At 71.7% G+C, this 22,362-nt stretch carries 24 protein-coding genes; 15 read left to right on the forward strand and 9 right to left on the reverse strand.

What is annotated here, in order from left to right; all coding sequences use genetic code 11:
- Positions 1-235: 235 nt before the first annotated feature.
- The 4 genes from AC5P09_RS20565 (at position 236) to AC5P09_RS20580 (ending at position 4,069) form a co-directional block, all read left to right on the forward strand.
- Positions 236-1,660 (forward strand): amidase, encoded by a 1,425-nt coding sequence (locus AC5P09_RS20565; protein WP_493875288.1) that lies wholly within the window; start codon positions 236-238, stop codon positions 1,658-1,660.
- 26 nt (positions 1,661-1,686) lie between these two features.
- Positions 1,687-1,905 (forward strand): NfeD C-terminal domain-containing protein, encoded by a 219-nt coding sequence (locus AC5P09_RS20570; protein ID WP_266450852.1) that lies wholly within the window; start codon positions 1,687-1,689, stop codon positions 1,903-1,905.
- 134 nt (positions 1,906-2,039) lie between these two features.
- The gene (locus AC5P09_RS20575; RefSeq protein ID WP_493875289.1) at positions 2,040-3,527 is read left to right on the forward strand and encodes an SPFH domain-containing protein; all 1,488 of its coding nucleotides are present in this window, start codon (positions 2,040-2,042) and stop codon (positions 3,525-3,527) included.
- 95 nt (positions 3,528-3,622) lie between these two features.
- The gene (locus AC5P09_RS20580; RefSeq protein WP_493875290.1) at positions 3,623-4,069 is read left to right on the forward strand and encodes a type II toxin-antitoxin system PemK/MazF family toxin; all 447 of its coding nucleotides are present in this window, start codon (positions 3,623-3,625) and stop codon (positions 4,067-4,069) included.
- On the opposite strand, the gene AC5P09_RS20585 is transcribed toward AC5P09_RS20580, so the two are convergent.
- Positions 4,054-4,878 carry a TIGR02452 family protein gene (locus tag AC5P09_RS20585; RefSeq protein WP_493875291.1) on the reverse strand — a complete coding sequence of 275 codons (825 nt, stop codon included), beginning with the start codon at positions 4,876-4,878 and terminating at the stop codon, positions 4,054-4,056. The genes AC5P09_RS20580 and AC5P09_RS20585 overlap by 16 nt on opposite strands.
- A 301-nt stretch (positions 4,879-5,179) precedes the next feature.
- On the opposite strand from AC5P09_RS20585, the gene egtA reads away from it, so the two are divergent.
- The 5 genes from egtA to AC5P09_RS20610 all read left to right on the forward strand — a co-directional run bounded on the left by egtA (position 5,180) and on the right by AC5P09_RS20610 (position 9,969).
- The gene (gene egtA, locus AC5P09_RS20590; protein ID WP_493875292.1) at positions 5,180-6,559 is read left to right on the forward strand and encodes an ergothioneine biosynthesis glutamate--cysteine ligase EgtA; all 1,380 of its coding nucleotides are present in this window, start codon (positions 5,180-5,182) and stop codon (positions 6,557-6,559) included.
- Positions 6,556-7,878 carry an ergothioneine biosynthesis protein EgtB gene (gene egtB, locus AC5P09_RS20595; protein WP_493875293.1) on the forward strand — a complete coding sequence of 441 codons (1,323 nt, stop codon included), beginning with the start codon at positions 6,556-6,558 and terminating at the stop codon, positions 7,876-7,878. The genes egtA and egtB overlap by 4 nt, the downstream gene beginning before the upstream one ends.
- A complete protein-coding gene (gene egtC / locus AC5P09_RS20600; RefSeq protein WP_493875294.1) occupies positions 7,878-8,669 on the forward strand; it encodes an ergothioneine biosynthesis protein EgtC in 792 nt (263 codons plus the stop codon). The genes egtB and egtC overlap by 1 nt, the downstream gene beginning before the upstream one ends.
- A complete protein-coding gene (gene egtD / locus AC5P09_RS20605) occupies positions 8,666-9,628 on the forward strand; it encodes an L-histidine N(alpha)-methyltransferase (protein WP_307678794.1) in 963 nt (320 codons plus the stop codon). The genes egtC and egtD overlap by 4 nt, the downstream gene beginning before the upstream one ends.
- Before the next feature lie 125 nt (positions 9,629-9,753).
- Complete coding sequence (locus AC5P09_RS20610; protein ID WP_493875295.1) at positions 9,754-9,969, forward strand: dodecin; 216 nt, start codon at positions 9,754-9,756, stop codon at positions 9,967-9,969.
- Between the two features lie 51 nt (positions 9,970-10,020).
- Here AC5P09_RS20610 and AC5P09_RS20615 read toward each other — a convergent pair whose 3' ends face one another.
- Positions 10,021-10,512, reverse strand: a complete 492-nt coding sequence (locus AC5P09_RS20615) for a phosphatase domain-containing protein (protein ID WP_493875296.1) — start codon at positions 10,510-10,512, stop codon at positions 10,021-10,023.
- An 88-nt stretch (positions 10,513-10,600) separates the two neighbouring features.
- Here AC5P09_RS20615 and AC5P09_RS20620 point away from each other — a divergent pair, with 88 nt between their 5' ends.
- The 4 genes from AC5P09_RS20620 to AC5P09_RS20635 all read left to right on the forward strand — a co-directional run bounded on the left by AC5P09_RS20620 (position 10,601) and on the right by AC5P09_RS20635 (position 13,722).
- Positions 10,601-11,815, forward strand: coding sequence for a right-handed parallel beta-helix repeat-containing protein (locus AC5P09_RS20620; RefSeq protein WP_493875297.1), 1,215 nt, complete (start codon positions 10,601-10,603; stop codon positions 11,813-11,815).
- 55 nt (positions 11,816-11,870) lie between these two features.
- Positions 11,871-12,281: a (2Fe-2S) ferredoxin domain-containing protein gene (locus AC5P09_RS20625; RefSeq protein ID WP_493875298.1), complete on the forward strand. Its 411-nt coding sequence runs from the start codon at positions 11,871-11,873 to the stop codon at positions 12,279-12,281.
- Between the two features lie 91 nt (positions 12,282-12,372).
- On the forward strand, positions 12,373-12,543 hold the full coding sequence (gene rpmF / locus AC5P09_RS20630; protein ID WP_095750490.1) for a 50S ribosomal protein L32: 171 nt from the start codon (positions 12,373-12,375) through the stop codon (positions 12,541-12,543).
- A gap of 6 nt (positions 12,544-12,549) precedes the next feature.
- Positions 12,550-13,722, forward strand: coding sequence for a GTP-binding protein (locus tag AC5P09_RS20635; protein ID WP_493875299.1), 1,173 nt, complete (start codon positions 12,550-12,552; stop codon positions 13,720-13,722).
- On the opposite strand, the gene AC5P09_RS20640 is transcribed toward AC5P09_RS20635, so the two are convergent.
- A complete protein-coding gene (locus AC5P09_RS20640) occupies positions 13,665-14,396 on the reverse strand; it encodes a nucleotidyltransferase domain-containing protein (protein ID WP_493875300.1) in 732 nt (243 codons plus the stop codon). The two genes, AC5P09_RS20635 and AC5P09_RS20640, sit on opposite strands and share 58 nt — an antisense overlap.
- 155 nt (positions 14,397-14,551) lie before the next feature.
- Here AC5P09_RS20640 and AC5P09_RS20645 point away from each other — a divergent pair, with 155 nt between their 5' ends.
- Entirely contained in the window at positions 14,552-15,562 is a 1,011-nt protein-coding gene (locus AC5P09_RS20645) for an LLM class flavin-dependent oxidoreductase (protein ID WP_493875301.1), read from the forward strand.
- On the opposite strand, the gene AC5P09_RS20650 is transcribed toward AC5P09_RS20645, so the two are convergent.
- Complete coding sequence (locus tag AC5P09_RS20650; protein ID WP_493875302.1) at positions 15,537-16,508, reverse strand: DMT family transporter; 972 nt, start codon at positions 16,506-16,508, stop codon at positions 15,537-15,539. The genes AC5P09_RS20645 and AC5P09_RS20650 overlap by 26 nt on opposite strands.
- 85 nt (positions 16,509-16,593) lie before the next feature.
- On the opposite strand from AC5P09_RS20650, the gene AC5P09_RS20655 reads away from it, so the two are divergent.
- Positions 16,594-17,181 (forward strand): TetR/AcrR family transcriptional regulator, encoded by a 588-nt coding sequence (locus tag AC5P09_RS20655; protein WP_493875303.1) that lies wholly within the window; start codon positions 16,594-16,596, stop codon positions 17,179-17,181.
- On the opposite strand, the gene AC5P09_RS20660 is transcribed toward AC5P09_RS20655, so the two are convergent.
- The 5 genes from AC5P09_RS20660 to AC5P09_RS20680 all read right to left on the reverse strand — a co-directional run bounded on the left by AC5P09_RS20660 (position 17,178) and on the right by AC5P09_RS20680 (position 22,357).
- The gene (locus tag AC5P09_RS20660; protein ID WP_493875304.1) at positions 17,178-17,975 is read right to left on the reverse strand and encodes a lysophospholipid acyltransferase family protein; all 798 of its coding nucleotides are present in this window, start codon (positions 17,973-17,975) and stop codon (positions 17,178-17,180) included. The genes AC5P09_RS20655 and AC5P09_RS20660 overlap by 4 nt on opposite strands.
- Complete coding sequence (locus AC5P09_RS20665) at positions 17,975-18,745, reverse strand: GNAT family N-acetyltransferase (RefSeq protein ID WP_493875305.1); 771 nt, start codon at positions 18,743-18,745, stop codon at positions 17,975-17,977. The genes AC5P09_RS20660 and AC5P09_RS20665 overlap by 1 nt, the downstream gene beginning before the upstream one ends.
- A 242-nt stretch (positions 18,746-18,987) precedes the next feature.
- Positions 18,988-19,737 (reverse strand): succinate dehydrogenase/fumarate reductase iron-sulfur subunit, encoded by a 750-nt coding sequence (locus tag AC5P09_RS20670; protein ID WP_493875306.1) that lies wholly within the window; start codon positions 19,735-19,737, stop codon positions 18,988-18,990.
- Positions 19,734-21,686 carry a fumarate reductase/succinate dehydrogenase flavoprotein subunit gene (locus tag AC5P09_RS20675; RefSeq protein WP_493875307.1) on the reverse strand — a complete coding sequence of 651 codons (1,953 nt, stop codon included), beginning with the start codon at positions 21,684-21,686 and terminating at the stop codon, positions 19,734-19,736. Before AC5P09_RS20675 ends, AC5P09_RS20670 begins: the two co-directional genes overlap by 4 nt.
- A 2-nt stretch (positions 21,687-21,688) precedes the next feature.
- A complete protein-coding gene (locus tag AC5P09_RS20680; protein WP_493875308.1) occupies positions 21,689-22,357 on the reverse strand; it encodes a succinate dehydrogenase in 669 nt (222 codons plus the stop codon).
- Positions 22,358-22,362: the final 5 nt, after the last annotated feature.

A 22,362-nucleotide genomic window follows, 5' to 3' on the forward strand; every position in this document is an offset into this window, starting at 1 on the left:
ACAAGCACATACGGCTCTGGCGTTCGATATTCCGAACTCGGTTCGGAAAGTCGATCAGAAGGTAGGGGTGAGGGTCGGGGGCGTCAATGGTTTGCGCACGAGTCCGTGGGCCCTGTGGGAAAGCTGTGGCGTGCACCGATGCCGACCGTGCGCCAGCCCTGCCGCGCGGGGCGTTCCGTCGCGCCCCGCCGGACGTTACCGTTCAGTAGACAGCGCCGTCCCGGAGGTGCCCCGCATGACGTCCGACCGTTCCGCAGGCCTCGCGGAGTCCGCCCGTGCGCTCGCCGACGGGGAGGTGACGTCCCGGTCGCTCGTGGAGGCGGCGCTGGCCCGGATCGAGGCCACGCAGACCTCGCTGAACGCCTTCCGGATCGCACGGACCGAGGCGGCGCTCGCCGAGGCCGAGGCCGCGGACAGGGAACTGGCCGCGGGGGTGCGCAAGCCGCTGCTCGGGGTGCCGGTGGCGGTCAAGGACGACATGGACGTGGCGGGCGAGCCGACCGCGTTCGGCTGCCAAGGGGAGTTCCCGCCGGTCGCGGAGGACGGCGAGGCGGTACGGCGGCTGCGCGCGGCCGGCGCCGTGATCGTCGGCAAGACCAACACCTGCGAGTTCGGGCAGTGGCCGTTCACCGAAGGGCCCGCCTTCGGTGCGACGCGCAATCCGTGGAGCACGGAGCACACGCCGGGCGGCTCGTCCGGCGGTTCGGCCGCCGCGGTCGCCGCCGGTCTGGTGCCGGCCGCGCTCGGTTCGGACGGCGCCGGTTCGGTGCGGATCCCCGCCTCCTGGACCCACCTGATCGGCATCAAGCCGCAGCGCGGCCGGATCTCCACCTGGCCGCGCGGCGAGTCCTTCCAGGGCATCACGGTCAACGGCACGCTGGCCCGTACGGTCGCGGACGCCGCCCTGCTCCTGGATGCGGCGGCCGGCAACCACGACCTCGACCCGCACCGGCCGCCGGCCGTCGACGCCCTGCAAGCCACCCGGCGCGACCCCGGCCGACTGCGCATCGCGCTCTCCCTGAAACCGCCGTTCACCGCGCTGCCCGCGCGGCTCCAGCCGGAGGTACGGGCCAGGGCCGTCCAACTCGCCGAGCACCTCAGCGACTTGGGGCACATCGTCGAGGAGGCCGATCCCCCGTACGGACAGATCGGGCTGACCTTCGTGCCCCGCGCCACGGCCGGACTCGCCGAGCGCGTCCGCGAGGCACCCTTCCCCGCCCTCCTCGACCGCCGCACCCGCGACGCCGCCCGGCTGGGCGGGCTGCTCGGCGGGGTGCCGCTGCGGGCGGCGCGTCGGGCCGAGGCGGTCCTGCACCGGCGTATCGGCACGTTCTTCACGACGTACGACGTGATCCTCGCGCCGACGACGGCTGCTCCCCCGCCGCGCATCGGCGCGCTGCTGGGCCTCGGCGGACTGGCCACCGACCGCGCGATGATCGCGGCCTGTCCGTACGCCTGGCCGTGGAACGTGCTGGGCTGGCCCGGGGTGAACGTCCCGGCCGGGTTCGTCGGCGGCGGTCTGCCGGTCGGCGCCCAGTTGCTCGGTCCGGCGAACAGCGAGCCGCTTCTGGTCTCCCTCGCCGCGCAGTTGGAGGCCGAACTGCGCTGGCACGCGGCCTGGCCGCCGGAGCACGCGGTCACGGATTCCCCGGCCGCGTAACGGCGTTCGGCCCGTACCCTGTGACCATGGACGACGCGTCGATGGTCGGGCTGATGGGGCGGGTCACGGGGGCGATCGGGCCCGGGCTGGTCGGCGAGGTGATCGTCCGGGTGCGCGGCGGCGCCGAGCACTTCCTCGCCTACCCCGCCACCGGCACGGACCGCATCGAGCGGGGCACGGTGGTCATGGTCGTGGAGTACCTGCCGCCGAGGACCGTCTACGTCCAGGCGGCGTACGACAGTTGAGCCCGCTTCCCCGCAGGTGAGACTGGTTTGTATCAAGGTTTCGACAAGGATGCGCCAGCGTCTGTACCCCGCCGTCGCACAGGCGCACACTCCCTTTCGTTCGGTGCCGAAAGGGCACCATCCAAAGGGGGCGTATGCCGATGGTTGTCGGCGTCGTTGCGGGGGTGGCGGTTGCCGCCGTCCTCGTTCTGATCGGTCTGTTCAAGATGATGTGGCGTGTCGCGGAACCGAACGAGGCACTGATCATCTCCGGCTCCAAGCACAAGACGGAGGGCCTCGAGGCGGGCATGGGCTTCCGTATCGTCACCGGACGCGGCACGCTCGTGCTGCCCGGGGTACAGGCGGTGCGCAAGCTCTCGCTCGACCTGAACGAGACCGAACTGCATGTGGACTGCGTGACCCACCAGGGCATTCCGCTCAAGGTGCGGGGCGTGGTCATCTTCAAGGTGGGCGACGACTTCGTGTCGATCGCGAACGCGGGCCGCCGTTTCCTCGACCAGCAGAAGCTGATGTCCACGCGGGTGCACAACGTCTTCGCCGGTCATCTGCGGTCCATCGTGGGCGGGTTGACGGTCGAGGACATGATCCGCGACCGGGAGAAGCTCACCGGGCAGACCCGGGCGGCCTGCGGCACGGAGATGGAGAAGCTGGGCCTGATCGTCGACTCGCTGCAGATCCACGAGATCGAGGACCCGACCGGGTACATCCAGAACCTGGCGATGCCGCACGCGGCGGCCGTCCAGCGGGACGCGCGGATCGCGCAGGCGGAGGCGAACCGGCTGGCCACGGAGGCCGAGCAGCAGTCGTACGCGCGGATGGCCGAGGCGACCCGGGACAGCGAGATCCTCCAGGCCGGCTACCAGGCCGAGCGGGACAAGGCGGGTGCGAAGGCCCGCCAGGCCGGACCGCTCGCCGACGCCGCCGCCCGGCAGGAAGTCGTCGTCCAGGAGACGCGGGTCGCCGAGCTGGAGGCCAACCGGCGAGAGCAGCAGCTCCAGGCGGACGTCCGCAAGCCGGCGGACGCGCAGGCCTACGAGAAGCGGACGATGGCCGAGGCGGAGCGCGACGCACGCATCTCGGCGGCCCAGGCCAAGGCGAAGGAGACGGAGCTCGCGGCCGCGGCCGAGGCGACCCGGGTCAAGACGGCCGCGGGTGCGGAGGCCGAGGCCACCAAGGCCCGGGGCACCGCCATGGCGGCGGCCACCCGTGCCACCGGTGAGGCCGAGGCGGCCGCGGCGCAGGCCAGGGGTCTCGCCGAGGCCCAGGCGGCCAAGGCCAAGGGACTCGCGGAGGCGGACGCCATCAAGGCCCGCGCCGCCGCCCTCGCCGAGAACCAGGAAGCCGTCGTCGCCCAGCAACTCGCCGAGAACTGGCCGGAGATCGTGCGGGCCGGAGCGTCCGCCTTCGACAGCGTCGACAACATGGTGGTCCTCAACGGCGCCGACGGCATGGCCGACATGCTCACCAAGGCGCTCACCATGGGCGGCACGGGCCTCGGTCTGGCCCGGCAGCTGCTCGCCTCGATGAACCAGAACGGGCAGGCCGTGAACGGGACTTCGTCCCTCAACGGGGCTGTCCCGCCGCCGGTGCAGAAGGTGCCGGTGGAGAAGGACGGGGGATGACGGGCGAGGGGTGAGAGAACCGGGCAAGGGGTGAGAGAACCGGCTCGGGGACGCGGGCTCCAACGTTCGGCGGCGCGGGCTCTAACGTTACGCCCGTGACTGCGTCTATCGATGAGAACGTCCCCGGCCGGTTCGGCCCCTCCGCCACCACCCAGGCGGACCCCCGTGAGGTCGGCCGGGTGCGCACGGAGTACTCGCCCGCGCACGACGGGGACCCGGATCCCGGCGAAATCGTCTGGACCTGGGTCCCCTTCGAGGAGAACGACGGCCGGGGCAAGGACCGCCCCGTGCTCGTCGTCGCCCGCGAGGCCGGCGGCACCTTCCTCGCCGTCCAGCTGTCGAGCAAGCGGCACGACGGCCACCGGGAGTGGGTGCCGATCGGCAGCGGGCCCTGGGACCGGACGGGGCGGGACTCGTGGGTCGACGTGGACCGCGTACTGCGCCTGCACGAGGGCGGCATGCGCCGGGAGGCGTGCGCCCTGGACCGCATGCGGTTCAACCTGGTCCGGCACCGGTTGGGGGAACGCTACGGCTGGAGCTGACGCTCCGGAAACGCCCGTACGAACGCCTCTCGGACCACGTTGCCCGTCGTACGGTCCAGGATTCCGAACGCCACGTGCTCGAAGGCCCCGGCGAACCGGCCGCCGGGGCCGAGCAGCGCCCGGAACGCGCCCGCCACCTGCGCCGGATCGTTCTGGAACACCCCGCACCCCCACGCACCGAGGACCAGCTGCCGGTAGCCGTGGGCGGCCGCGACCTCCAGCACCCGCTCGGCCCGTACCGCCAGGGCCCTCGGCAGTTCGGCCGCGCGCTCCGATGCCGTACGGACGATGACTCCGGCGTTGGGTGCGGCCGCCGTCAGGAAGCCGGCGGTGTACGGCGCGTCCAGAAGGCGGCCGCGGTCGTCGCGGAAGACGGGCACGGCCGGGGAGTGGATGACACGATCCGTGTAGAACGGGTCGCGGTGGGTGCGGTGATGGTCGTAGAACTCCCGGACCCCGACCAGGCAGGTGTACAGCGCGGAGGCCCGGCACAGGGCCTCTTCCTGGGCCTGGGCGCCGTTGAGATAGCCGCCGCCCGGATTGCGGGCCGAGGAGAAGTTCAGGACGGCCACCCGCCCGCCCAGCCGACGGGCCGCCTCCAGGCTGCTTTCGCCCGTGACCTGGAACAACGTGTCAGCCGTGGAGATCTCCGGCACCCGCACCGGCTCCGGCCCGTACATCCGCGTGCCGTCCCGGGCCGCCTCGATCTCGGCGGCGACGGACACCTCGCGGCCGTCCGCCGCGCGGTAGATCCCCGCCGCCACGATCTGTTCCGTGTGCCGCGCGACGGCACGCAGGCGCGCGCTCATGGCGCGACCCCCGTACGCGCCACGACCGCGCGCCGCGCGATCTCCCCCGCCATCTCCCCCGTCGTGCTCATACACGCATCCTGAGCGATTCTGGTCCTGCGGTGCAACGGAGTTTCCGGGGTCTGTCCGCCCCCGGAAAACTCCTGGAGAACACCCAGGAAACGGAGATTTCCGGCCCCGATTGCGATGATGTGCACCCTTGTGCGAACGGACGCGAGGGTCTTGGGTGGAACGAGTGACGCCGGCCCGCCTCACCAGACCCCGGGCCGACGGCATGGTGGAATCTCAGGAGGATCCCGACATGTCCGATACGCCGAGTGACTGTGCGGAGCCCCGTACCGCGGTCACCGAAGCCGAGGTGGAGGCCCTGGTCCGGGGCATCTGCTTCAAGACCGGTCCACCCCGAAAACTCGGGGTCGAAGTGGAATGGCTCGTCCACGAGCTGCGCACTCCGCAGCTCCCCGTGACACCTGAACGACTCGCAGCGGCCTATGCCGCACTGCGTACCGTGCCCCTGAGGTCGGCGCTCACCACAGAGCCCGGCGGCCAGCTGGAACTGAGCTCGCCGCCCGCCGCCTCCCTGATGGAGTGCATCGGTATCGTCTCCGCCGACCTCACCGCCGTCCGTGCGGTACTGGCCGAGGACGGCCTCGGTCTCGTCGGCATCGGCCAGGATCCCTGGCACACGCCCCGCAGGTTCCTGCGCGAGCCGCGCTACGACGCCATGGAGGCCTGCCTCGACCGCACCGGCCCGGCCGGCCGCGCCATGATGTGCACCTCCGCCTCCGTCCAGGTCTGCCTGGACGCCGGTCACGAGGAGCCCGGTCCGCTCGGTCTCGGGCGGCGCTGGTGGCTGGCGCACCAGCTGGGCGCGGTCCTGGTGGCCGCGTTCGCGAACTCCCCCGCGGCCGGGCACGAGCCCACCGGCTGGCTGTCCAGCCGCCAGCTGCTGTGGATGGAGATAGGCGCCGGCCGGGCGGGCGCTCCCCCGCTCGACGTGGATCCGCGCACCGCCTGGGCCCGGCATGTGCTGGACGCCCCGGTGATGTGCGTACGCCGCGACGGCGGCCCGTGGGACGTGCCCGAGGGGCTGACGTTCCGGGAGTGGACCAGGTCGGGGGCGCCCGAGCCGCCGACCCGGGAGGATCTCGACTACCACATCAGCACGCTGTTCCCGCCGGTCAGACCCCGCGGGCATCTCGAACTGCGCATGATCGACGCCCAGCCCGGCGACAACGGCTGGATCGTGCCGCTGGCGGTGACGACGGCGCTCTTCGACGACCCGGAGGCCGCCGAGACCGCCTACCGGATCGTGAAGCCGCTGGCCGAGCGGTCCCTGTCGCTGCCGGCGCCGCACAATCCGCTGTGGACCGAAGCGGCCCACCGCGGCCTGAACGACCCCGAGTTGCACGAGACAGCCGTCGCCTGTTTCGCGGTCGCCCTGGAGGCCCTGCCCCGGCTCGGCGCCACCACCGAGGTCATCGACGCCGTGCGGGAGTACCGGGACCGGTATGTGGTCCCCGGCCGCTGCCCCGCCGACGACCTGCTCGACCACATGCGCGACACGGACCAGAGCCTGCGCGACACGGACCGACACCTGCGCGGTACGGACCACTCCGGGCCCCGGCTGCACGCCACCGGAGGGACGCCCACCGCCCACGGGAAGGACATCCGCACATGACCGACCCCGCCCCCTCCCTCGACGCCGAGGCCTTCCGCGACCGGGCGCTGAGCACCCTCGTCACCGCCCGGGAGCGCACCACCCTCCTCACCAGCTGCGTGGAGGAGCCGGACCTGACCGCGCAGCACTCGCCGCTGATGTCGCCGCTGGTGTGGGACCTCGCCCACATAGGCAACCAGGAGGAGCAGTGGCTGCTGCGGACCGTCGCCGGGCAGGAGGCGATACGGCCCGAGATCGACAGCATCTACGACGCCTTCGAGCACCCGCGTTCCGAGCGCCCCTCGCTGCCCCTGCTGGCGCCCGCCGAGGCCCGCTCGTACGCGGCGGACGTACGCGGCCGGGTGCTGGACGTACTGGAGCGCACGGCGTTCCACGGGACGCGGCTGACGGAGGCGGGCTTCGCCTTCGGCATGATCGCGCAGCACGAACAGCAGCACGACGAGACGATGCTGATCACCCATCAGCTCCGCAGGGGCCCCCAGGCCCTGACCGCCCCGGACCCGGAGCCGGTACCGCTGTACACCGGCCCGGCCGAAGTCCTGGTCCCCGGCGGCCCGTTCATGATGGGCACGTCGTCGGAGCCGTGGGCGCTGGACAACGAACGCCCGGCGCACCCGCGCGAGGTGGCGCCGTTCCACATCGACACGACTCCGGTGACGAACGGCGCCTACCAGGCGTTCATCGAGGACGGCGGCTACGACGACGAGCGCTGGTGGACGGCGGCGGGCTGGGCCCACATCCGCCAACACGCCATCCGGGCCCCGCTGTTCTGGCGCCGTGACGGCAAGCAGTGGCTGCGGCGCCGCTTCGGCGTCACCGAGGTCGTCCCGCCGGAAGAGCCCGTCGTGCACGTGTGCTGGTACGAGGCCGACGCGTACGCCCGCTGGGCCGGACGCCGGCTGCCCACCGAGGCCGAGTGGGAGAAGGCCGCGCGGCACGATCCCGCCGGCGACCGCTCGACGCGCTACCCGTGGGGCGACGCAGACCCGGGGCCCGAGCACGCCAACCTGGGCCAGCGGCATCTGCGCCCGGCGCCGGCCGGCAGCTACCCGGAGGGCGAATCCCCGCTCGGCGTACGGCAGTTGATCGGGGACGTGTGGGAGTGGACGGCGAGCGACTTCCTGCCGTACCCGGGGTTCCAGGCGTTCCCGTACAAGGAGTACTCGGAGGTCTTCTTCGGCCCCGACCACAAGGTGCTGCGCGGCGGCTCGTTCGCCGTGGACGCGGTGGCCTGCCGGGGCACGTTCCGCAACTGGGACTACCCGATCCGCCGGCAGATCTTCTCCGGGTTCCGCACGGCCCGTTCGGGAGCCGTCTGATGTGCCGTCATCTGGCGTATCTGGGCCCGCCGGAGCCGCTCGGCCGGATCCTCGTCGAGCCGCCGCACAGCCTGTACCGGCAGTCGTGGGCGCCGAGGCGGCAGCGGTACGGGACGGTCAACGCCGATGGTTTCGGCGTCGGTTGGTACGCCGAGGGCGATCCGGTGCCGGCCCGCTATCGCCGGGCCGGGCCCATCTGGGCGGACCAGTCCCTCGCCGACCTGGCGAGGGTGGTCCGCTCGGGGGCCGTGCTCGCCGCCGTACGGGACGCGACCCTGGCGGGCGCGGACGCGGAGGCCGCGGCGGCACCGTTCGCCACCGGCCCCTGGCTGTTCAGCCACAACGGCGCGGTCACGGGCTGGCCGGGTTCCCTGGCACCCCTCGTGGCGGGCCTGCCCGCCACGGACGTGCTGTCGCTGGAGGCGCGCAACGACTCGGCGCTCGTGTGGGCGCTGGTCCTGGCCCGGCTGCGCGAGGGCGACGAGGCGGGCCAGGCGCTCGCCGAAACCGTCCTGGAGGTCGCCGCGGCGGCCCCCGGCTCCCGGCTCAACCTGCTGCTGACCAACGGCGAGAGCATCACGGCGACGGCCTGGGGCGACACCCTCTGGTACCTCTCGGAGCCCGGCCGCCGCACGGTCGTGGCCTCCGAGCCCTACGACGACGACCCGCACTGGCAGGAGGTCCCCGACCGCACCCTGCTCGCCGCGAGCCGCACCGACGTGCTGCTCACCCCGCTCAAGGAGCCGAGCGACGCACTGGCCCCCGCACCTCCGAAGGAGCCCCGCACGTGAGTCCGTTCCTTCTCACCCGCACCCTGCCCGAGGACGCCACGGACGCCGCCCTGCGCGCCGACGTCCTCCAGGGCCTGACCCACACCCCCAAGACACTGCCGCCGAAATGGTTCTACGACGCCCACGGCAGCGAGCTGTTCGAGCAGATCACCGAACTGCCCGAGTACTACCCGACCCGCGCCGAGCGGGAGATCCTGGTCGCCCGCTCCGGGGAGATCGCGGCGGCGACGCGCGCCCACACCCTGATCGAGCTGGGCTCCGGCTCCTCGGAGAAGACGCGCCACCTCATCGACGCCTGCACCGACCTGCGCGCGTACGTCCCGGTCGACGTCAGCGAGAGCGCCCTCACCCAGGCCGGGCACGCGCTCATCGACGAGCACCCCGGCCTCCAGGTGCACGCCCTCATCGCCGACTTCACCGCGCGGCTGACCCTGCCGGACACGCCCGGCCCGCGGCTGCTGGCGTTCCTCGGCGGCACGATCGGCAACCTCCTGCCGGTCGAGCGGGCCGCGTTCCTGGCCTCCGTGCGTGCCCTGCTCTCCCCGGGTGACGCCCTGCTCCTCGGCACGGACCTGGTCAAGGACGAGAAGGTCCTGGTCAGGGCGTACGACGACGCGGCCGGGGTGACGGCCGCGTTCAACAAGAACGTCCTGACGGTCGTCAACCGCGAGCTGGGCGCCGACTTCGACCCCGCGGCCTTCGACCACGTGGCCCTGTGGGACGCCGAGCACGAGTGGATCGAGATGCGGCTGCGCTCCCGTACGGCCCAGACCGCGAAGATCCCGGCGCTCGACCTGGCGGTCGACTTCGCGGCGGGCGAGGAACTGCGCACCGAGGTGTCGGCCAAGTTCCGCAAGGAGGGCGTGCGCGCCGAACTGTCCGCGGCGGGTCTTGACCTGGCCCACTGGTGGACGGACGAGGAGGGCCGGTTCGCGCTGTCGCTCAGCGTGGCGCGGTGACGGTGTGTGCCCCAAGCCGCCTCGCGCTCCGCCGCGGCTTGGGGCACGGTGGAGTGACGCGCCAGGGCGCGCCCCGACGCGCCCGACACCGGTGACACCGCCGTCACCGCGGAGAGGAGCCCCGCATGTCGAACCACACGTACCGGGTGACCGAGATCGTCGGCACCTCGCCCGAGGGCGTCGACCAGGCCGTCCGCAACGCCATCTCCCGTGCCTCGCAGACCCTCCGCCACCTCGACTGGTTCGAGGTCACCCAGGTGCGGGGCCAGATCGAGGACGGGCAGGTCGCGCACTGGCAGGTCGGCCTGAAGGTCGGCTTCCGCCTGGAGGAGTCGGAGTAGAGGCCGGACCAACGGTCGGACCGACGGCCCCGGCGTTCCGTCGCCGGAGCCTCAGGTCCGCCCCTCCCGCTCCTGCGCCACCTTGAGCTCCGCGGACTGGGCGGCCCAGCGCGCCCGTACGGCCGTGAACCCCGCCCGCTCGGCGTCCTCGCACACCAGCTCGTCGTCGTCCACGAGCACCCGGATCTCGCGGGTGCGGGCGAGCCGGCGGAGGATCTCCAGCTTGGTGCGCCGGGCGGGCCGGCGGTCGTCGTTGCGCCGCATGTGCACGCGCCCCTCCGGCAGCCCCTGCGCGGCGAGCCAGGCGAGCGTGTCGCGCCGGCAGCGCTCGGGCCGCCCGGTGAGGTAGACGACCTCGCACTCCCGCGCGCTCTGAAGGACCAGTGCGATGCCCTCGGCGATCGGCGGATCCTGCGGCGCGGCCGCGAAGAAGCCGTCCCAGTCACGGGGTTTGGTCTCCAGGAACCGCTGCCGGTGGGCGGTGTCGGCGAGGGTGTTGTCCAGGTCGAACACGGCGAGCGGGAGGCTGTTGCTGTCGGTCACGCTCTCCACCCTAGACACCCGGCAACCTTCGCGCCCCGGGCGGCCACTGCTGTGCGACATGGCATGCACGGCAAGGGCAGGAGACCTCATGCGCGACAGGCGCAGCACAGCGATCTGGACGGCGGCACTGGTGAGCGCGGCACTGCTGGGGACATTAGGTCCGGCCGGTACGGCATCGGCCGCGCCGAGGACCCTGATCGTCGCCACGAGCGGCAACGACTCCGCACCGGGGACCCTCGCACAGCCCCTGCGGACCGTTCAGCGGGCCGTCGACCTGGCCGCCCCCGGCGACACCATCGCCGTACGCGGAGGCACGTACCCCCTCACCGACAACATCACCATCACCACCTCGGGCACCGCCTCCGCGCCCATCACCCTCGGCGCCTACCAGGGCGAGCGGGTCGTCATCGACGGCGAGCAGCTGCCCGCGAGCCACACCCCCGTCGGCGGGAGCATCGCGCGGCCCGATCGCGGAGCGATCCACCAGGAGGCGTCGTACTGGCGGATCTCGGACCTGGAGATCGTGAACGGGCCGTACGGCGTGTACTGCGACGGCTGCAACGGCAATGTCTTCGCGCGCCTGAAGACCCACGACAACTACGAGTCCGGCTTCCAGCTCCAGGGCGCCTCCAACAACAACCAGATCCTGAACCTGGACAGTTACGCCAACCGCGACCCGCGCAAGAACGGCGAGAGCGCGGACGGCCTCGCCATCAAGGAGGGCAGCGGAACGGGCAACGTGGTGCGGGGCGCCCGGCTGTGGAACAACGTCGACGACGGCTTCGACAACTGGAAGTTCACCTCGCCGATCGTGGTCGAGAACACCGTCGCGTACGGCAACGGCTTCAACCGCTGGGGCTTCCCTGACTTCGCGGGCGACGGCAACGGCTTCAAGCTCGGCGGCGGCAGTCCCGCGCCCGCGGTCGCTCACACCCTGCGCAACAGCGTCTCGTTCAAGAACGCGGCGCACGGCATCACGGACAACAGCAACGCCGGTGCCCTCGCGCTGACCCGCAACTCCACCTACGGCAACGCGGGTACGGGCTTCGACGTGGACGTTTCGGGCGGCAAGGCGGTCCTCACCGCCAACCTGTCCGTGGCCGACGCACGTGCCGTGGCGCTCGGATCGGCGACCGTCTCCAGCGGCAACTCCTGGAATCTGGGCGGCACTTGGAACGCCGCCTCAGTCCTGAGCACGGACTCCGCTCCGCTCACAGCCGCGCGGGCGGCGGACGGTTCCCTGCCGTCGGCACCCTCGTTCCTCGTCCCGCGGAACGGGGCGAACATCGGGGCGCGATTCTGACGCGAAGGGCACCCCGGCGGCGACGGGTGACCAGGGGAGGCCGCATGCTTCTTCCATGCCTTCGACGCCCCGTACGCGCCTGACCGGCTCCGGTTCCGGTTCCTGCACCCTCGTCGTCTGCCGGGGCTGCTGCTGCGGCAACGCCCGCAAGCAGCCCGGCACCGACCCAGCATGGCAGCTGGAGCTGCTGCGCGCCGGCGCGGCCGAGCACGGCTTCCAGGTGCGTACGACCGACTGTCTGGGCCCGTGCGACCAGGCCAACGTCATCGTGGTCCGCCCCTCGGCCGCCGGACGCCGGGCCGGGGGGCGGGCCGTGTGGATCGGGTTCGTCATGGACGACGACAGCACCGAGGAGGTCGTGCGGTGGGCGGCCGCCGGTGGCCCCGGTGTCGCCGAGCCGCCGCTCACGCTGGAGCTGCAGTTCATCCGGCCGCCGCGGGACGCGCGCGTGCGGTCCCGCCGCTGAGCGGCACGGACGGTACGAGCAACGGCCAATTGTTAATGGGATCCATTTTCAGGTAGCGTCCTCGGTGCTCACCCCACCGAGGAGGACCGTCATGGCCGTACCCAAGCGGAAGATGTCCCGCAGCAACACCCGCCACCGCCGCGCGCAGTGGAAGGCCGCCACGCCGACGCTGGTGCCCGTCACGATCGACGGCGTGCGTCACCTCGTACCGCAGAACCTGGTCAAGGCGTACGAGCGCGGGCTGCTGCGCCCCGAGGGCTGAGCGCCGGTGTCGTACGACCTGTTGCCCGTGACCGTGCTGTCCGGGTTCCTCGGGGCGGGCAAGACCACGCTCCTCAACCATGTCCTCGCCAATCGCGAGGGCCTGCGCGTCGCAGTCATCGTGAACGACATGAGCGAGGTCAACATCGACGCGGCGCTGGTGCGCGGCGGTCAGGCGGCGCTCTCGCGGACCGAGGAACGCCTGGTCGAGATGACCAACGGCTGTATCTGCTGCACCCTGCGCGACGACCTGCTGGAGGAGGTCGACCGGCTGGCCCGCGAGGGCCGCTTCGACCATCTGCTGATCGAGTCCAGCGGGATCTCGGAACCGATGCCGGTGGCGGCCACCTTCGCCTTCGCCCGTGACGACGGCGCCACCCTGGGGGAAGTCGCCCGGCTGGACACGATGGTCACGGTCGTGGACGCCGCCAACTTCCTGCCCGAGCTGGCGAACGGCGACGAACTCGCCGAGCGCGGGCTCGCCCCCTTCGAGGACGACGACCGTACGGTCAGCGATCTGCTGGTGGACCAGATCGAGTTCGCCGACGTCATCGTGCTGAACAAGCTCGACCTCGTCGACGAGGACTCCGCGGCCCGGCTCAGGGCGGCGCTCGGCCGTCTCAACCCGGTCGCGCGGATCGTCCCGGCCACGGAGGGGCGGGTGGATCTGCGGGAGGTGCTGGGCACCGGCCTGTTCGACCTGGACCGGGCCCAGCAGGCGCCGGGCTGGGTGCGGGAGCTCAACGGCGAGCATGTTCCGGAGACCGAGGAGTACGGGGTCTCCTCCACCGTCTTCCGCTCCGAACTCCCCTTCCATGCCGCCCGGTTGTGGGACTTCGTGACGGAGGAGCTGGACAGCGGACGGTACGGGAGGATCCTGCGGTCGAAGGGGTTCTTCACCCTGTCCAGCCGCCCGCACGTGACGGGTCTGTGGTCACAGGCCGGGGCGGTGGCCCGGTTCGAGCCGTCCGCCGCCCGCGATCACGACGCCCCGTTCGCACAGGAACTGGTCTTCATCGGCACCCAGTTGGACGCCGACGCCCTTCGGGCCGCCCTCGCCGGCTGTCTTCTGCGCCCGGCCGAACCCGCCCCGCCGGCCGACCCGTTCCCCGCCTGGGACACCTACGGCATCGACGAGGCCTGCGAGCACGAGCACGAGGCGGAGGTCTCCGCGGTGTAGAACGCGTCGCGGACCCTGTGCAGCCACGCCTCGACGGCCGCCTCGTCGGGCTGCTCGGGCAGCACGGTGGGCGTCTCGTCGAAGGCGGCCTCGTAGTGCCTGAGCAGGGGCAGCGCGGCCGACGGGTCGGCGGCGACGCGCTCGCCGAAGGCGTGGTACTCCTCGGGGTCCTTGACGCGGATCTCCAGTCGGCCGGTGGTGTACAGCGCCAGGCCCTGGTGGCACAGCCGCTTGAGGTGCCGGGCGTGTTTCGCGGTGCGCTTGCGGGTGTCCGCGGAGAACGAACCGTCGCCGCGGCCCTCCAGCCGCCGGAACTGCTGAGTGGCGTAGCCGAGATAGGCGTCCCGGACCCGCCCCGCGCTCAGGAACGACGTGCGGATGCCGATCAGTTCCTCGCCGAGGGGTGTGCGCACCTCGTACAGGTCGTCCGGGAGCCACACCAGCTCCATGGCGGTCGGATTGCCGCCGAGGGCGAGGCGGCACCACTTGGCGGCCTCGTGCAGGGTGCGGTCCGGTGCCGTGGTGACGTGGGACTCCTTCGGCGTGCGGAGCCCGTGCAGGGCCTCGGTGGGCGCGGCGAACATGCCGAGCCGGTCGATGTCCGAGCCCTCGTGGGCGAGGCCGTACGCGGTCGAGCCGACGACGCCGGACAGCAGGATGTTCGCGACGGCCATGGCCGGTCCCCCTCTTCACGCGCTGCACCCGGCGGTACCGGGCCGTGCCGCTCCATTGTCCTGACGTGCGGGGACGCGGTCACCGGGTTTTCGGCGAGGCGGCACCGGCGGGAAACCGGCGGGAATGCCACGACCCGTCACGCGTTGAACCCGGTGTGAGTTCCTCGATCGCCACCACCCGCTTCTCCGTCCTCGACCGCTCCCGCACCCGCGAGGGCCACCCGGACGCCGAGGCACTGCGCGACACCGTGCGGCTCGCGCAGGAGCTGGAGGGGCTCGGCTATCACCGCTTCTGGGTGTCGGAGCACCACGGCGTGCCCGGGGTCGCCGGTTCCGCGCCGACCGTGCTGGCCGCCGCCGTGGCCGCCGCGACGCGGACGATCCGGGTCGGCACCGGCGGCGTGATGCTGCCCAACCACCAACCTCTCGTCGTGGCCGAGCAGTTCGGGGTGCTGGAGTCCCTCTTCCCCGGTCGGATCGACATGGGGCTCGGCCGTTCGGTGGGCTTCACGGACGGGGTGCGCAAGGCGCTCGGGCGGGACAAGGACGTCGCCGACGACTTCGCGGGGCAGCTGGACGAGCTGCTCGGCTGGTTCCAAGGCACGTCCCCGACCCGCGTGCACGCACGCCCCGCCGAGGGTCTGCACGTGCCGCCCTTCGTCCTCGCGATGGGCGAGGGCGCCGCCAACGCGGCCCGCGCGGGCCTGCCGATGGTCATCGGAGACCTGCGTAACCCCGACAAGATGCAGCGCGGCATCGACCACTACCGCTCGCACTTCCGCCCCTCACCCTGGGCGCGGGAGCCGTACGTCGTCATCTCGGGCACGATCGCGGTGGCCGCCACACCCGAGGAGGCCCGGCGGCTGCTGATCCCCGAGGCCTGGTCCATGGCGTACTCGCGCACCCACGGCACCTTCCCGCCCCTGCCGCCCGCCGAGCATGTGGAGACGCTGGCGATGAGCGCCAAGGAGCGCGGCTTCTACGAGTCCGGGCTGGCCGGGCAGCTCGCCGGCACCGAGGAGCAGGTCAGCCACCAGCTGGAGACCGTGCTGAAGGAGACGGGAGCCCAGGAGGTCCTGGTCACGACCAGCACGTACGACCGGGAGGCCCTGCTGGACTCCTATCGGCTGCTGGCCCGGATCACGACCGGCATGTCGCCCGCGTAGAGGCCTGGCGGCCGTCACCGGGCTCGCCCTGTTCGTCGTGGGGGTGGCGGCCGTGCACGTCCGTCGACGACTCCGGCGTGTGGGGGCTCGCGGAGTGCACGACGGCGACCGCCCCGAGGGAGACCGCCAGTCCGGCGGCGGTCTGCGGGGTGAACGGTTCGTCGAACATGGCGGCGCCCCAGACGGCCGTGACGGGAGCCATCAGGAACATGAGCGTGTTGACCTTGGTGACGCCGGAGCGGCGCAGCACGAGCCAGTACAGCCCGTATCCGCCGAACGTCGACAGCGTCACGAGCCACAGGATCGCGATCCAGAACGACGACGTGGAGGGCGGCGCGGCCGACCCGGTCGCGAGGGCGGCGCCGGTGAAGACGAGCGCACTGGTGACGCAGTGGACGGTCATCGACACCGCGGGCGTGACGTGCGTACGGGAGCGCTGTTCGAGGAACGTGGCCGCCACCAGCGAGAGCATCCCCGCGAACGGCACGAGATAGGTCCACCAGGCCACGCCGCTGTTGGCCCCGGCGTCGGCCGTGGTGACCAGGCCGACGCCGGCGAGCCCCAGACAGAGGCCGAGCCACTGCCGGCCGGAGACGTACTGGCGCAGCAGCGGGCCGGCGAGCGCGCCCGCGACGAGGGGCTGGGTGCCGTCGATCAGGGCGGTGGTGCCGCTCGAGACGCCGAGCTGGATCGCCCAGTAGACGGTGAGCAGATAGCCGCTCTGGGAGAGCAGCCCGATCAGGGCCTGCCGGCCGAGATCCCGCGCGGTCAGTCCTCGCCAGGAGGCCCTGCTCCGAACGAGGGCCGCCACCGCGAGCACAGCCGCCAGTGGCAGGAACCGCCACATCAGGATCGTCACGGCACCGGCGTCCTCGGTGCCCAGCTTGGCGCCCACGAACCCCGAGCTCCAGCACAGCACGAAGGCGACGGAGAGCAGGAGGTTCACGACTCATCACCCCACCAACAACGACTATACAGATCGGTATACCTGCCTACGTGAGCCACTATACAGATCGGTATAGTCTTGAGTCATGGGCACCACGCGGATCACGATGACCCCCGGCGCGCGCCGCGCCCTCGCGGCCGCCTCGCGGCTCTTCTACGAGCAGGGCATCCACGCGGTCGGAGTGGACCTGATCGCCGCCGAGGCCGGGGTCACGAAGAAGACGCTCTACGACCGGTTCGGGTCCAAGGAGCAGATCGTCGTCGAGTACCTCGCCGACCGTGACGAACGCTGGCGGGCGTTCGTCACCCAGTGGCTGGAGCGGACCGAGCCGGGATCCGTCGACCGGGTACTGGCGGTCTTCGACGCCTCGAAGGCATGGATGACCGAGAGCAGCCCGAAGGGATGCAGCATGGTCAACGCGCACGCCGAGATCAGCGATCCCGCCCACCCGGCCTACGCGATCATCACCGGCCAGAAGCAGTGGATGCTCGCGCTCTTCGCCGACCTGGTCCGGGACTTCGCCCCGACCCGGGCCGACGAACTGGCCCGCACGCTCATGCTGATCCACGAGGGGGCGCTGGTCGCCCACGGTCTGCGGATCTTCCCCGACCCGATCGGGCATGCGCGCGACCGGGCGGGCGAGCTCCTCAAGGGCACCGGCGACAGACCTTAAGCCGCGTGGGCATGCTCCGGCTCTGGCAGCGCTTCCCGCTGCGCCGCCCGGGCCAGCGCGCGGCGGTCGGGGTGGCTGCCCGCAGGGATCACGGCCCGTACCTCGACCTCGGCCACCAGCCCGCGTGCCGACGCCACCCGCCACAGCGAGGCGAGCAGGGTGTCCTCGCCGACGAAGGCGGGCGCCGTGCTGGCCGCTCCCCGAGCCGTGCGGTAGTGGATGCGAACGGGCTGGACGGGCACCCCCGCGTCGAGCGCGGCCTGGAAGACGGCCCGGCGGAAGTGCCCCTGGGCACGGCCGCACCAGGTGCTGCCCTCGGGGAAGGCGACGACCGCGGAGCCGTCGCGCAGCGCCCGGGCGACACCGGCGACCGTGGCGGGCAGCGCGCGCAGCCGGTCCCGCTCGATGAACAGCGCACCCCGTGCGGTCAGCGGCCCCGCCACGGGCCACCGCCGGATCTCGGCCTTGGCGAGCATCTTGGCCGGGCGTACGGCGCCCAGCAGCGGGATGTCCAGCCACGAGATGTGGTTGGCGACCAGCAGCAGTCCGCCGGCGGGCGCGGCGGCGCCGGTCATCCGGACCCGCACCCCCGCAGCCCGCACGACCGTCCGGCACCACCACCGCACCACGGCGGTGGGGACGAGCCCGCCGATCGGCGACAGCAGGACCCCGGTGACCACCAGGACCGTCACCGCGGCCAGCCGCAGCACGGCCAGCGGTACGGCGACGGCGGCCCCGGCCGGCTCCACGCACGCCCTGGGGGTGCAGGGCGCGCCCGGCAGCCAGACGCTCATCAGGCGGGGACGAGGGAGAGGAAGTGCCGCAGATAGCGCGGGTTGACCCGGCGCATCGACAGCAGCACGTACAGGTCGGCGACCCCGAAGTCCGGGTCGTGGGCGGGCTCCGCGCAGACCCAGGCGCCGAGGCGGAGGTAGCCGCGCAGGAGCGCGGGGAGTTCGGTACGCGCCGGGACGGTCACGTCCTTCGGCACCCACGGCAGCAGCGGCCGTACCCGGAACTCCTCCGGGGCCAGGTGCTTCTCCCGTACCCGGTCCCAGGTACCGGCCGCGACGGTGCCGCCGTCGGCCAGCGGGACGGAGCAGCAGCCGGCGAGCCACTCGTGGCCGCGGTCCACCATGTAGCGGGCGATGCCGGCCCAGATGAGGCCGATGACCGCGCCGTCCCGGTGGTCGGGGTGGACGCAGGAGCGGCCGACCTCGACGAGCCCCGGGCGGATCGGGTCGAGCGGGGTGAGGTCGAACTCGCCCTCCGAGTAAAGCCGTCCGGCGACCGCGGCCCGCTCCGGCGGCAGCAGCCGGTACGTCCCGACGACCTGCCCGGTCGTCGTGTCGCGCACGAGCAGGTGGTCGCAGTACGCGTCGAAGGCGTCGACGTCGAGTCCGGGCTGCGCGGAGGTCAGGAGGGCGCCCATCTCCCCGGCGAACACCTCGTGCCGCAGCCGCTGCGCGGCCCGCACGTCGGCTTCGTCGTGGGCCAGGGTGACGGTGTAGCGGATGGGGGCGGTGGACTGCGGGGGACGGTCGAGCGTGGAAACGCCGGTCATGGCACTCTCCTGGTCACAGGCCGGAGGCGGCGAGCGGTGCCGCCGCTCCTGTTGTGCCGACGCCGGCTGTCCGGCGCGTGACCCGCGCAGAGAGACATGATGTGGGCTTGTTGAATGCCAGGGGTGCCTGGCGGGGCCGGGGTTGAGCACCACGGCGGCCCCGCCCGTCCGCACCTTGTCGGCGAACGTTCTTGAGCAGCGGCGTCCAGGGGGCGACGCCGCGGAGATCCATCAGAAGCCCCCTAGCGCTTCGCCACCTTGCGGGTCGCGCGCAGCCACTCCTTGTTCATGCCGGTGATGGACACCAGCGGGATGCCCTTGGGGCACGCCGTCGCGCATTCACCGGCGAGCGTGCACCCGCCGAAGCCCTCCTCGTCCATCTGCGCCACCATGTCCAGCACACGGGTCTCGCGCTCGGGCGCGCCCTGCGGCAGGACGTTCAGGTGATTGACCTTGGCTGAGGTGAACAGCATCGCCGCCCCGTTGGGACACGCGGCCACACACGCCCCGCACCCGATGCACTCCGCGTGCTCGAAGGCGAAGTCCGCGTCCGGCTTCGGCACCGGCGTGGCGTGAGCCTCCGGCGCCGCACCGGTCGGCGCGGTGATGTAGCCGCCCGCCTGGATGATCCGGTCGAAGGCGGACCGGTCGACGACCAGGTCCTTGATCACCGGGAACGCGGACGCCCGCCACGGCTCGATGTCGATCGTGTCGCCGTCCTTGAAGGACCGCATGTGCAGCTGGCAGGTGGTGGTGCGCTCCGGGCCGTGCGCGTCACCGTTGATCACCAGGCTGCACGCCCCGCAGATGCCCTCCCGGCAGTCGTGGTCGAAGGCGACCGGGTCCTCCCCCTTGAGGATGAGCTCTTCGTTGAGGGTGTCGAGCATCTCCAGGAAGGACATGTCGGAGGAGATCTTGTCCACCTCGTAGGTGGACATGGTGCCTTCGGCGTCGGCGTTCTTCTGCCGCCATACGCGCAGGGTGAGCTTCATGCGTAGCTCCGCTGAGTGGGGTGGACGTACTCGAAGACCAGGTCTTCCTTGTGCAGGACGGGGGCGTCACCGGTGCCGGTGAACTCCCAGGCGGCCGCGTACGCGAACTCGTCGTCCCTTCGGGCGGCCTCGCCGTCGGGGGTCTGGGACTCCTCCCGGAAGTGGCCGCCGCAGGACTCGGCGCGGTGCAGCGCGTCGAGGCACATGAGCTCGGCGAGCTCCAGGTAGTCGACGACGCGGTTGGCCTTCTCCAGCGACTGGTTGAACTCCTCGCCGGTGCCGGGGACCTTGATGCGCCGCCAGAACTCCTCGCGGATCTGCGGGATCCGCTCCAGCGCCTTGCGCAGTCCGCTGTCGGTGCGGGCCATGCCGCAGAACTCCCACATGAGTTCGCCGACCTCGCGGTGGAAGGAGTCGGGGGTGCGGTCGCCGTCGACGGTCAGCAGGAGGTTCAGCCGGTCCTCGGTCTCCGCCAGCACCTCCTGTACGACGGGGTGTTCGGCGGTGACGGCCTCGTGGTGCGGGTTGCGGGCGAGGTAGTCGTTGATGGTCGCCGGCAGCACGAAGTAGCCGTCGGCGAGGCCCTGCATGAGGGCGGAGGCGCCCAGCCGGTTCGCCCCGTGGTCGGAGAAGTTGGCCTCACCGACGGCGAACAGGCCGGGGATGGTGGTCTGTAGGTCGTAGTCCACCCACAGCCCGCCCATGGTGTAGTGCACGGCGGGATAGATCCGCATCGGCACCTCGTACGGATCCTCGTCGGTGATCCGCTGGTACATGTCGAAGAGGTTGCCGTACTTGGCCTCGACGGCCTTGCGTCCCATCCGCTTGATGGCGTCTGCGAAGTCGAGGTAGACGCCCTGTCCGCCGGGTCCGACGCCCCTGCCCTCGTCGCAGACGTTCTTCGCGGCGCGGGAGGCGATGTCACGCGGGACCAGGTTGCCGAAGGACGGGTAGATGCGCTCCAGGTAGTAGTCGCGCTCGTCCTCGGGGATCTTGTTCGGCGGCCGGTCGTCGCCCTTGGCCTTCGGCACCCAGATCCGGCCGTCGTTGCGCAGCGACTCGCTCATCAGCGTCAGCTTGGACTGGTGCTCGCCGGTGCGCGGGATGCAGGTGGGGTGGATCTGTGTGAAGCAGGGGTTGGCGAAGTAGGCGCCGCGCCGGTGGGCCCGCCAGACGGCGGTGGCGTTGGAGTTCATGGCGTTCGTCGACAGGTAGAAGACGTTGCCGTAGCCGCCGCTCGCGAGTACGACAGCGTCCGCGAAGTAGGTGTCGATGCGCCCGGTGATGAGATCCCGGGCCACGATCCCGCGCGCCTTCCCGTCGATGACGATCAGGTCGAGCATCTCGGTCCGCGGGTGCAACTCGATGTTCCCCGCGGCGATCTGCCTGCTGAGGGCCTGATAGGCGCCGAGGAGCAGCTGCTGCCCGGTCTGCCCTCGGGCATAGAAGGTCCGTGACACCTGGACGCCGCCGAAGGAGCGGGTGTCGAGCAGACCGCCGTACTCGCGTGCGAAGGGCACGCCCTGCGCCACGCACTGGTCGATGATCTCGACGGAGATCTGCGCGAGCCGGTGGACGTTCGACTCGCGCGCCCTGAAGTCGCCGCCCTTCACCGTGTCGTAGAACAGGCGGTGGATCGAGTCCCCGTCGTTGCGGTAGTTCTTCGCCGCGTTGATGCCGCCCTGCGCGGCGATGGAGTGGGCCCGGCGCGGCGAGTCCTGGTAGCAGAACTGGACGACGTGGTAGCCCTGTTCGGCGAGGGTGGCACCGGCGGAGCCGCCGGCGAGACCCGTGCCGACGACGATCACGGTGTGCTTGCGCCGGTTGGCCGGGTTGACCAGCTTGGCCTCGAAACGGCGCTTGTCCCAGCGCTCGTTGACGGGTCCGGCGGGGGCCTTCGTGTCGACGACCGGTTCTCCGGTCGTGTAGTCCACGTACTCAGCAGTCATCTTCAGCTCACCACTCCGGTCATGACGCCCACGGGTACGGCGATGAAGCCGGCCGTGAGCAGCAGCGCGAGGACGTTGGCGACGGTCTTCAGGGCGCGGTCACGGGCCCGGCTGCCGACGCCCATGGTCTGGGCGGCGCTCCAGAAGCCGTGCCGGATGTGCAGGCCGAGGGCGAGCATCGCGACGATGTAGATCACGTTGCCGTACCAGGTGGAGAAGGTGTCCACGACGTTCTGGTACGGGCGGCCCGTCTGGAAGCCGGGGTGCACGGTGCCGGTCGTCAGGTCGAGGATGTGCCAGACGATGAACAGGCCGAGGATGATCCCGCCCCAGCGCATGGTGCGCGTCGCGTAACTGGCCCGCGGCTTCTTGTGGACGTACTTGCTGGGGCGCGCCTTGATGTCGCGGCGGCTGAGCTGGTACGCGGACGTGGCGTGGGCGACCACCGCGATCACCAGCACCACGCGGATGAGCCAGAGCGTCCACTCGTAGTGCATGAACGGCTCGCCGACGGTGCGCAGCCAGTGCGCGTAGTGGTTGAACTCCCCCGCGCCGAAGAAGATCTTCAGGTTGCCGATCATGTGGGCGACCAGGTACAGCAGCATGATCAGGCCGCTGACGGCCATCACGGTCTTCTTGCCGACGGAGGAGTCCCACACGGTGCGTGCCATGGACG

The sequence above is a fragment of the Streptomyces sp. a15 genome (genome assembly GCF_059026085.1).

Bases quoted from the DNA above. Each gene is read 5' to 3' on its own strand.
- AC5P09_RS20670 (WP_493875306.1), bottom strand. From the start codon at position 19,737: ATGAAGCTCACCCTGCGCGTATGGCGGCAGAAGAACGCCGACGCCGAA.
- AC5P09_RS20660 (WP_493875304.1), bottom strand. From the start codon at position 17,975: ATGAGCGTCTGGCTGCCGGGCGCGCCCTGCACCCCCAGGGCGTGCGTG.
- AC5P09_RS20665 (WP_493875305.1), bottom strand. From the start codon at position 18,745: ATGACCGGCGTTTCCACGCTCGACCGTCCCCCGCAGTCCACCGCCCCC.
- AC5P09_RS20610 (WP_493875295.1), top strand. From the start codon at position 9,754: ATGTCGAACCACACGTACCGGGTGACCGAGATCGTCGGCACCTCGCCC.
- AC5P09_RS20640 (WP_493875300.1), bottom strand. From the start codon at position 14,396: ATGGCCGTCGCGAACATCCTGCTGTCCGGCGTCGTCGGCTCGACCGCG.
- AC5P09_RS20680 (WP_493875308.1), bottom strand. From the start codon at position 22,357: ATGGCACGCACCGTGTGGGACTCCTCCGTCGGCAAGAAGACCGTGATG.
- egtC (WP_493875294.1), top strand. From the start codon at position 7,878: ATGTGCCGTCATCTGGCGTATCTGGGCCCGCCGGAGCCGCTCGGCCGG.
- AC5P09_RS20575 (WP_493875289.1), top strand. From the start codon at position 2,040: ATGCCGATGGTTGTCGGCGTCGTTGCGGGGGTGGCGGTTGCCGCCGTC.
- AC5P09_RS20565 (WP_493875288.1), top strand. From the start codon at position 236: ATGACGTCCGACCGTTCCGCAGGCCTCGCGGAGTCCGCCCGTGCGCTC.
- AC5P09_RS20620 (WP_493875297.1), top strand. From the start codon at position 10,601: ATGCGCGACAGGCGCAGCACAGCGATCTGGACGGCGGCACTGGTGAGC.
- AC5P09_RS20675 (WP_493875307.1), bottom strand. From the start codon at position 21,686: ATGACTGCTGAGTACGTGGACTACACGACCGGAGAACCGGTCGTCGAC.
- egtB (WP_493875293.1), top strand. From the start codon at position 6,556: ATGACCGACCCCGCCCCCTCCCTCGACGCCGAGGCCTTCCGCGACCGG.
- egtA (WP_493875292.1), top strand. From the start codon at position 5,180: ATGTCCGATACGCCGAGTGACTGTGCGGAGCCCCGTACCGCGGTCACC.
- rpmF (WP_095750490.1), top strand. From the start codon at position 12,373: ATGGCCGTACCCAAGCGGAAGATGTCCCGCAGCAACACCCGCCACCGC.
- AC5P09_RS20585 (WP_493875291.1), bottom strand. From the start codon at position 4,878: ATGAGCGCGCGCCTGCGTGCCGTCGCGCGGCACACGGAACAGATCGTG.
- AC5P09_RS20570 (WP_266450852.1), top strand. From the start codon at position 1,687: ATGGACGACGCGTCGATGGTCGGGCTGATGGGGCGGGTCACGGGGGCG.
- AC5P09_RS20625 (WP_493875298.1), top strand. From the start codon at position 11,871: ATGCCTTCGACGCCCCGTACGCGCCTGACCGGCTCCGGTTCCGGTTCC.
- AC5P09_RS20655 (WP_493875303.1), top strand. From the start codon at position 16,594: ATGGGCACCACGCGGATCACGATGACCCCCGGCGCGCGCCGCGCCCTC.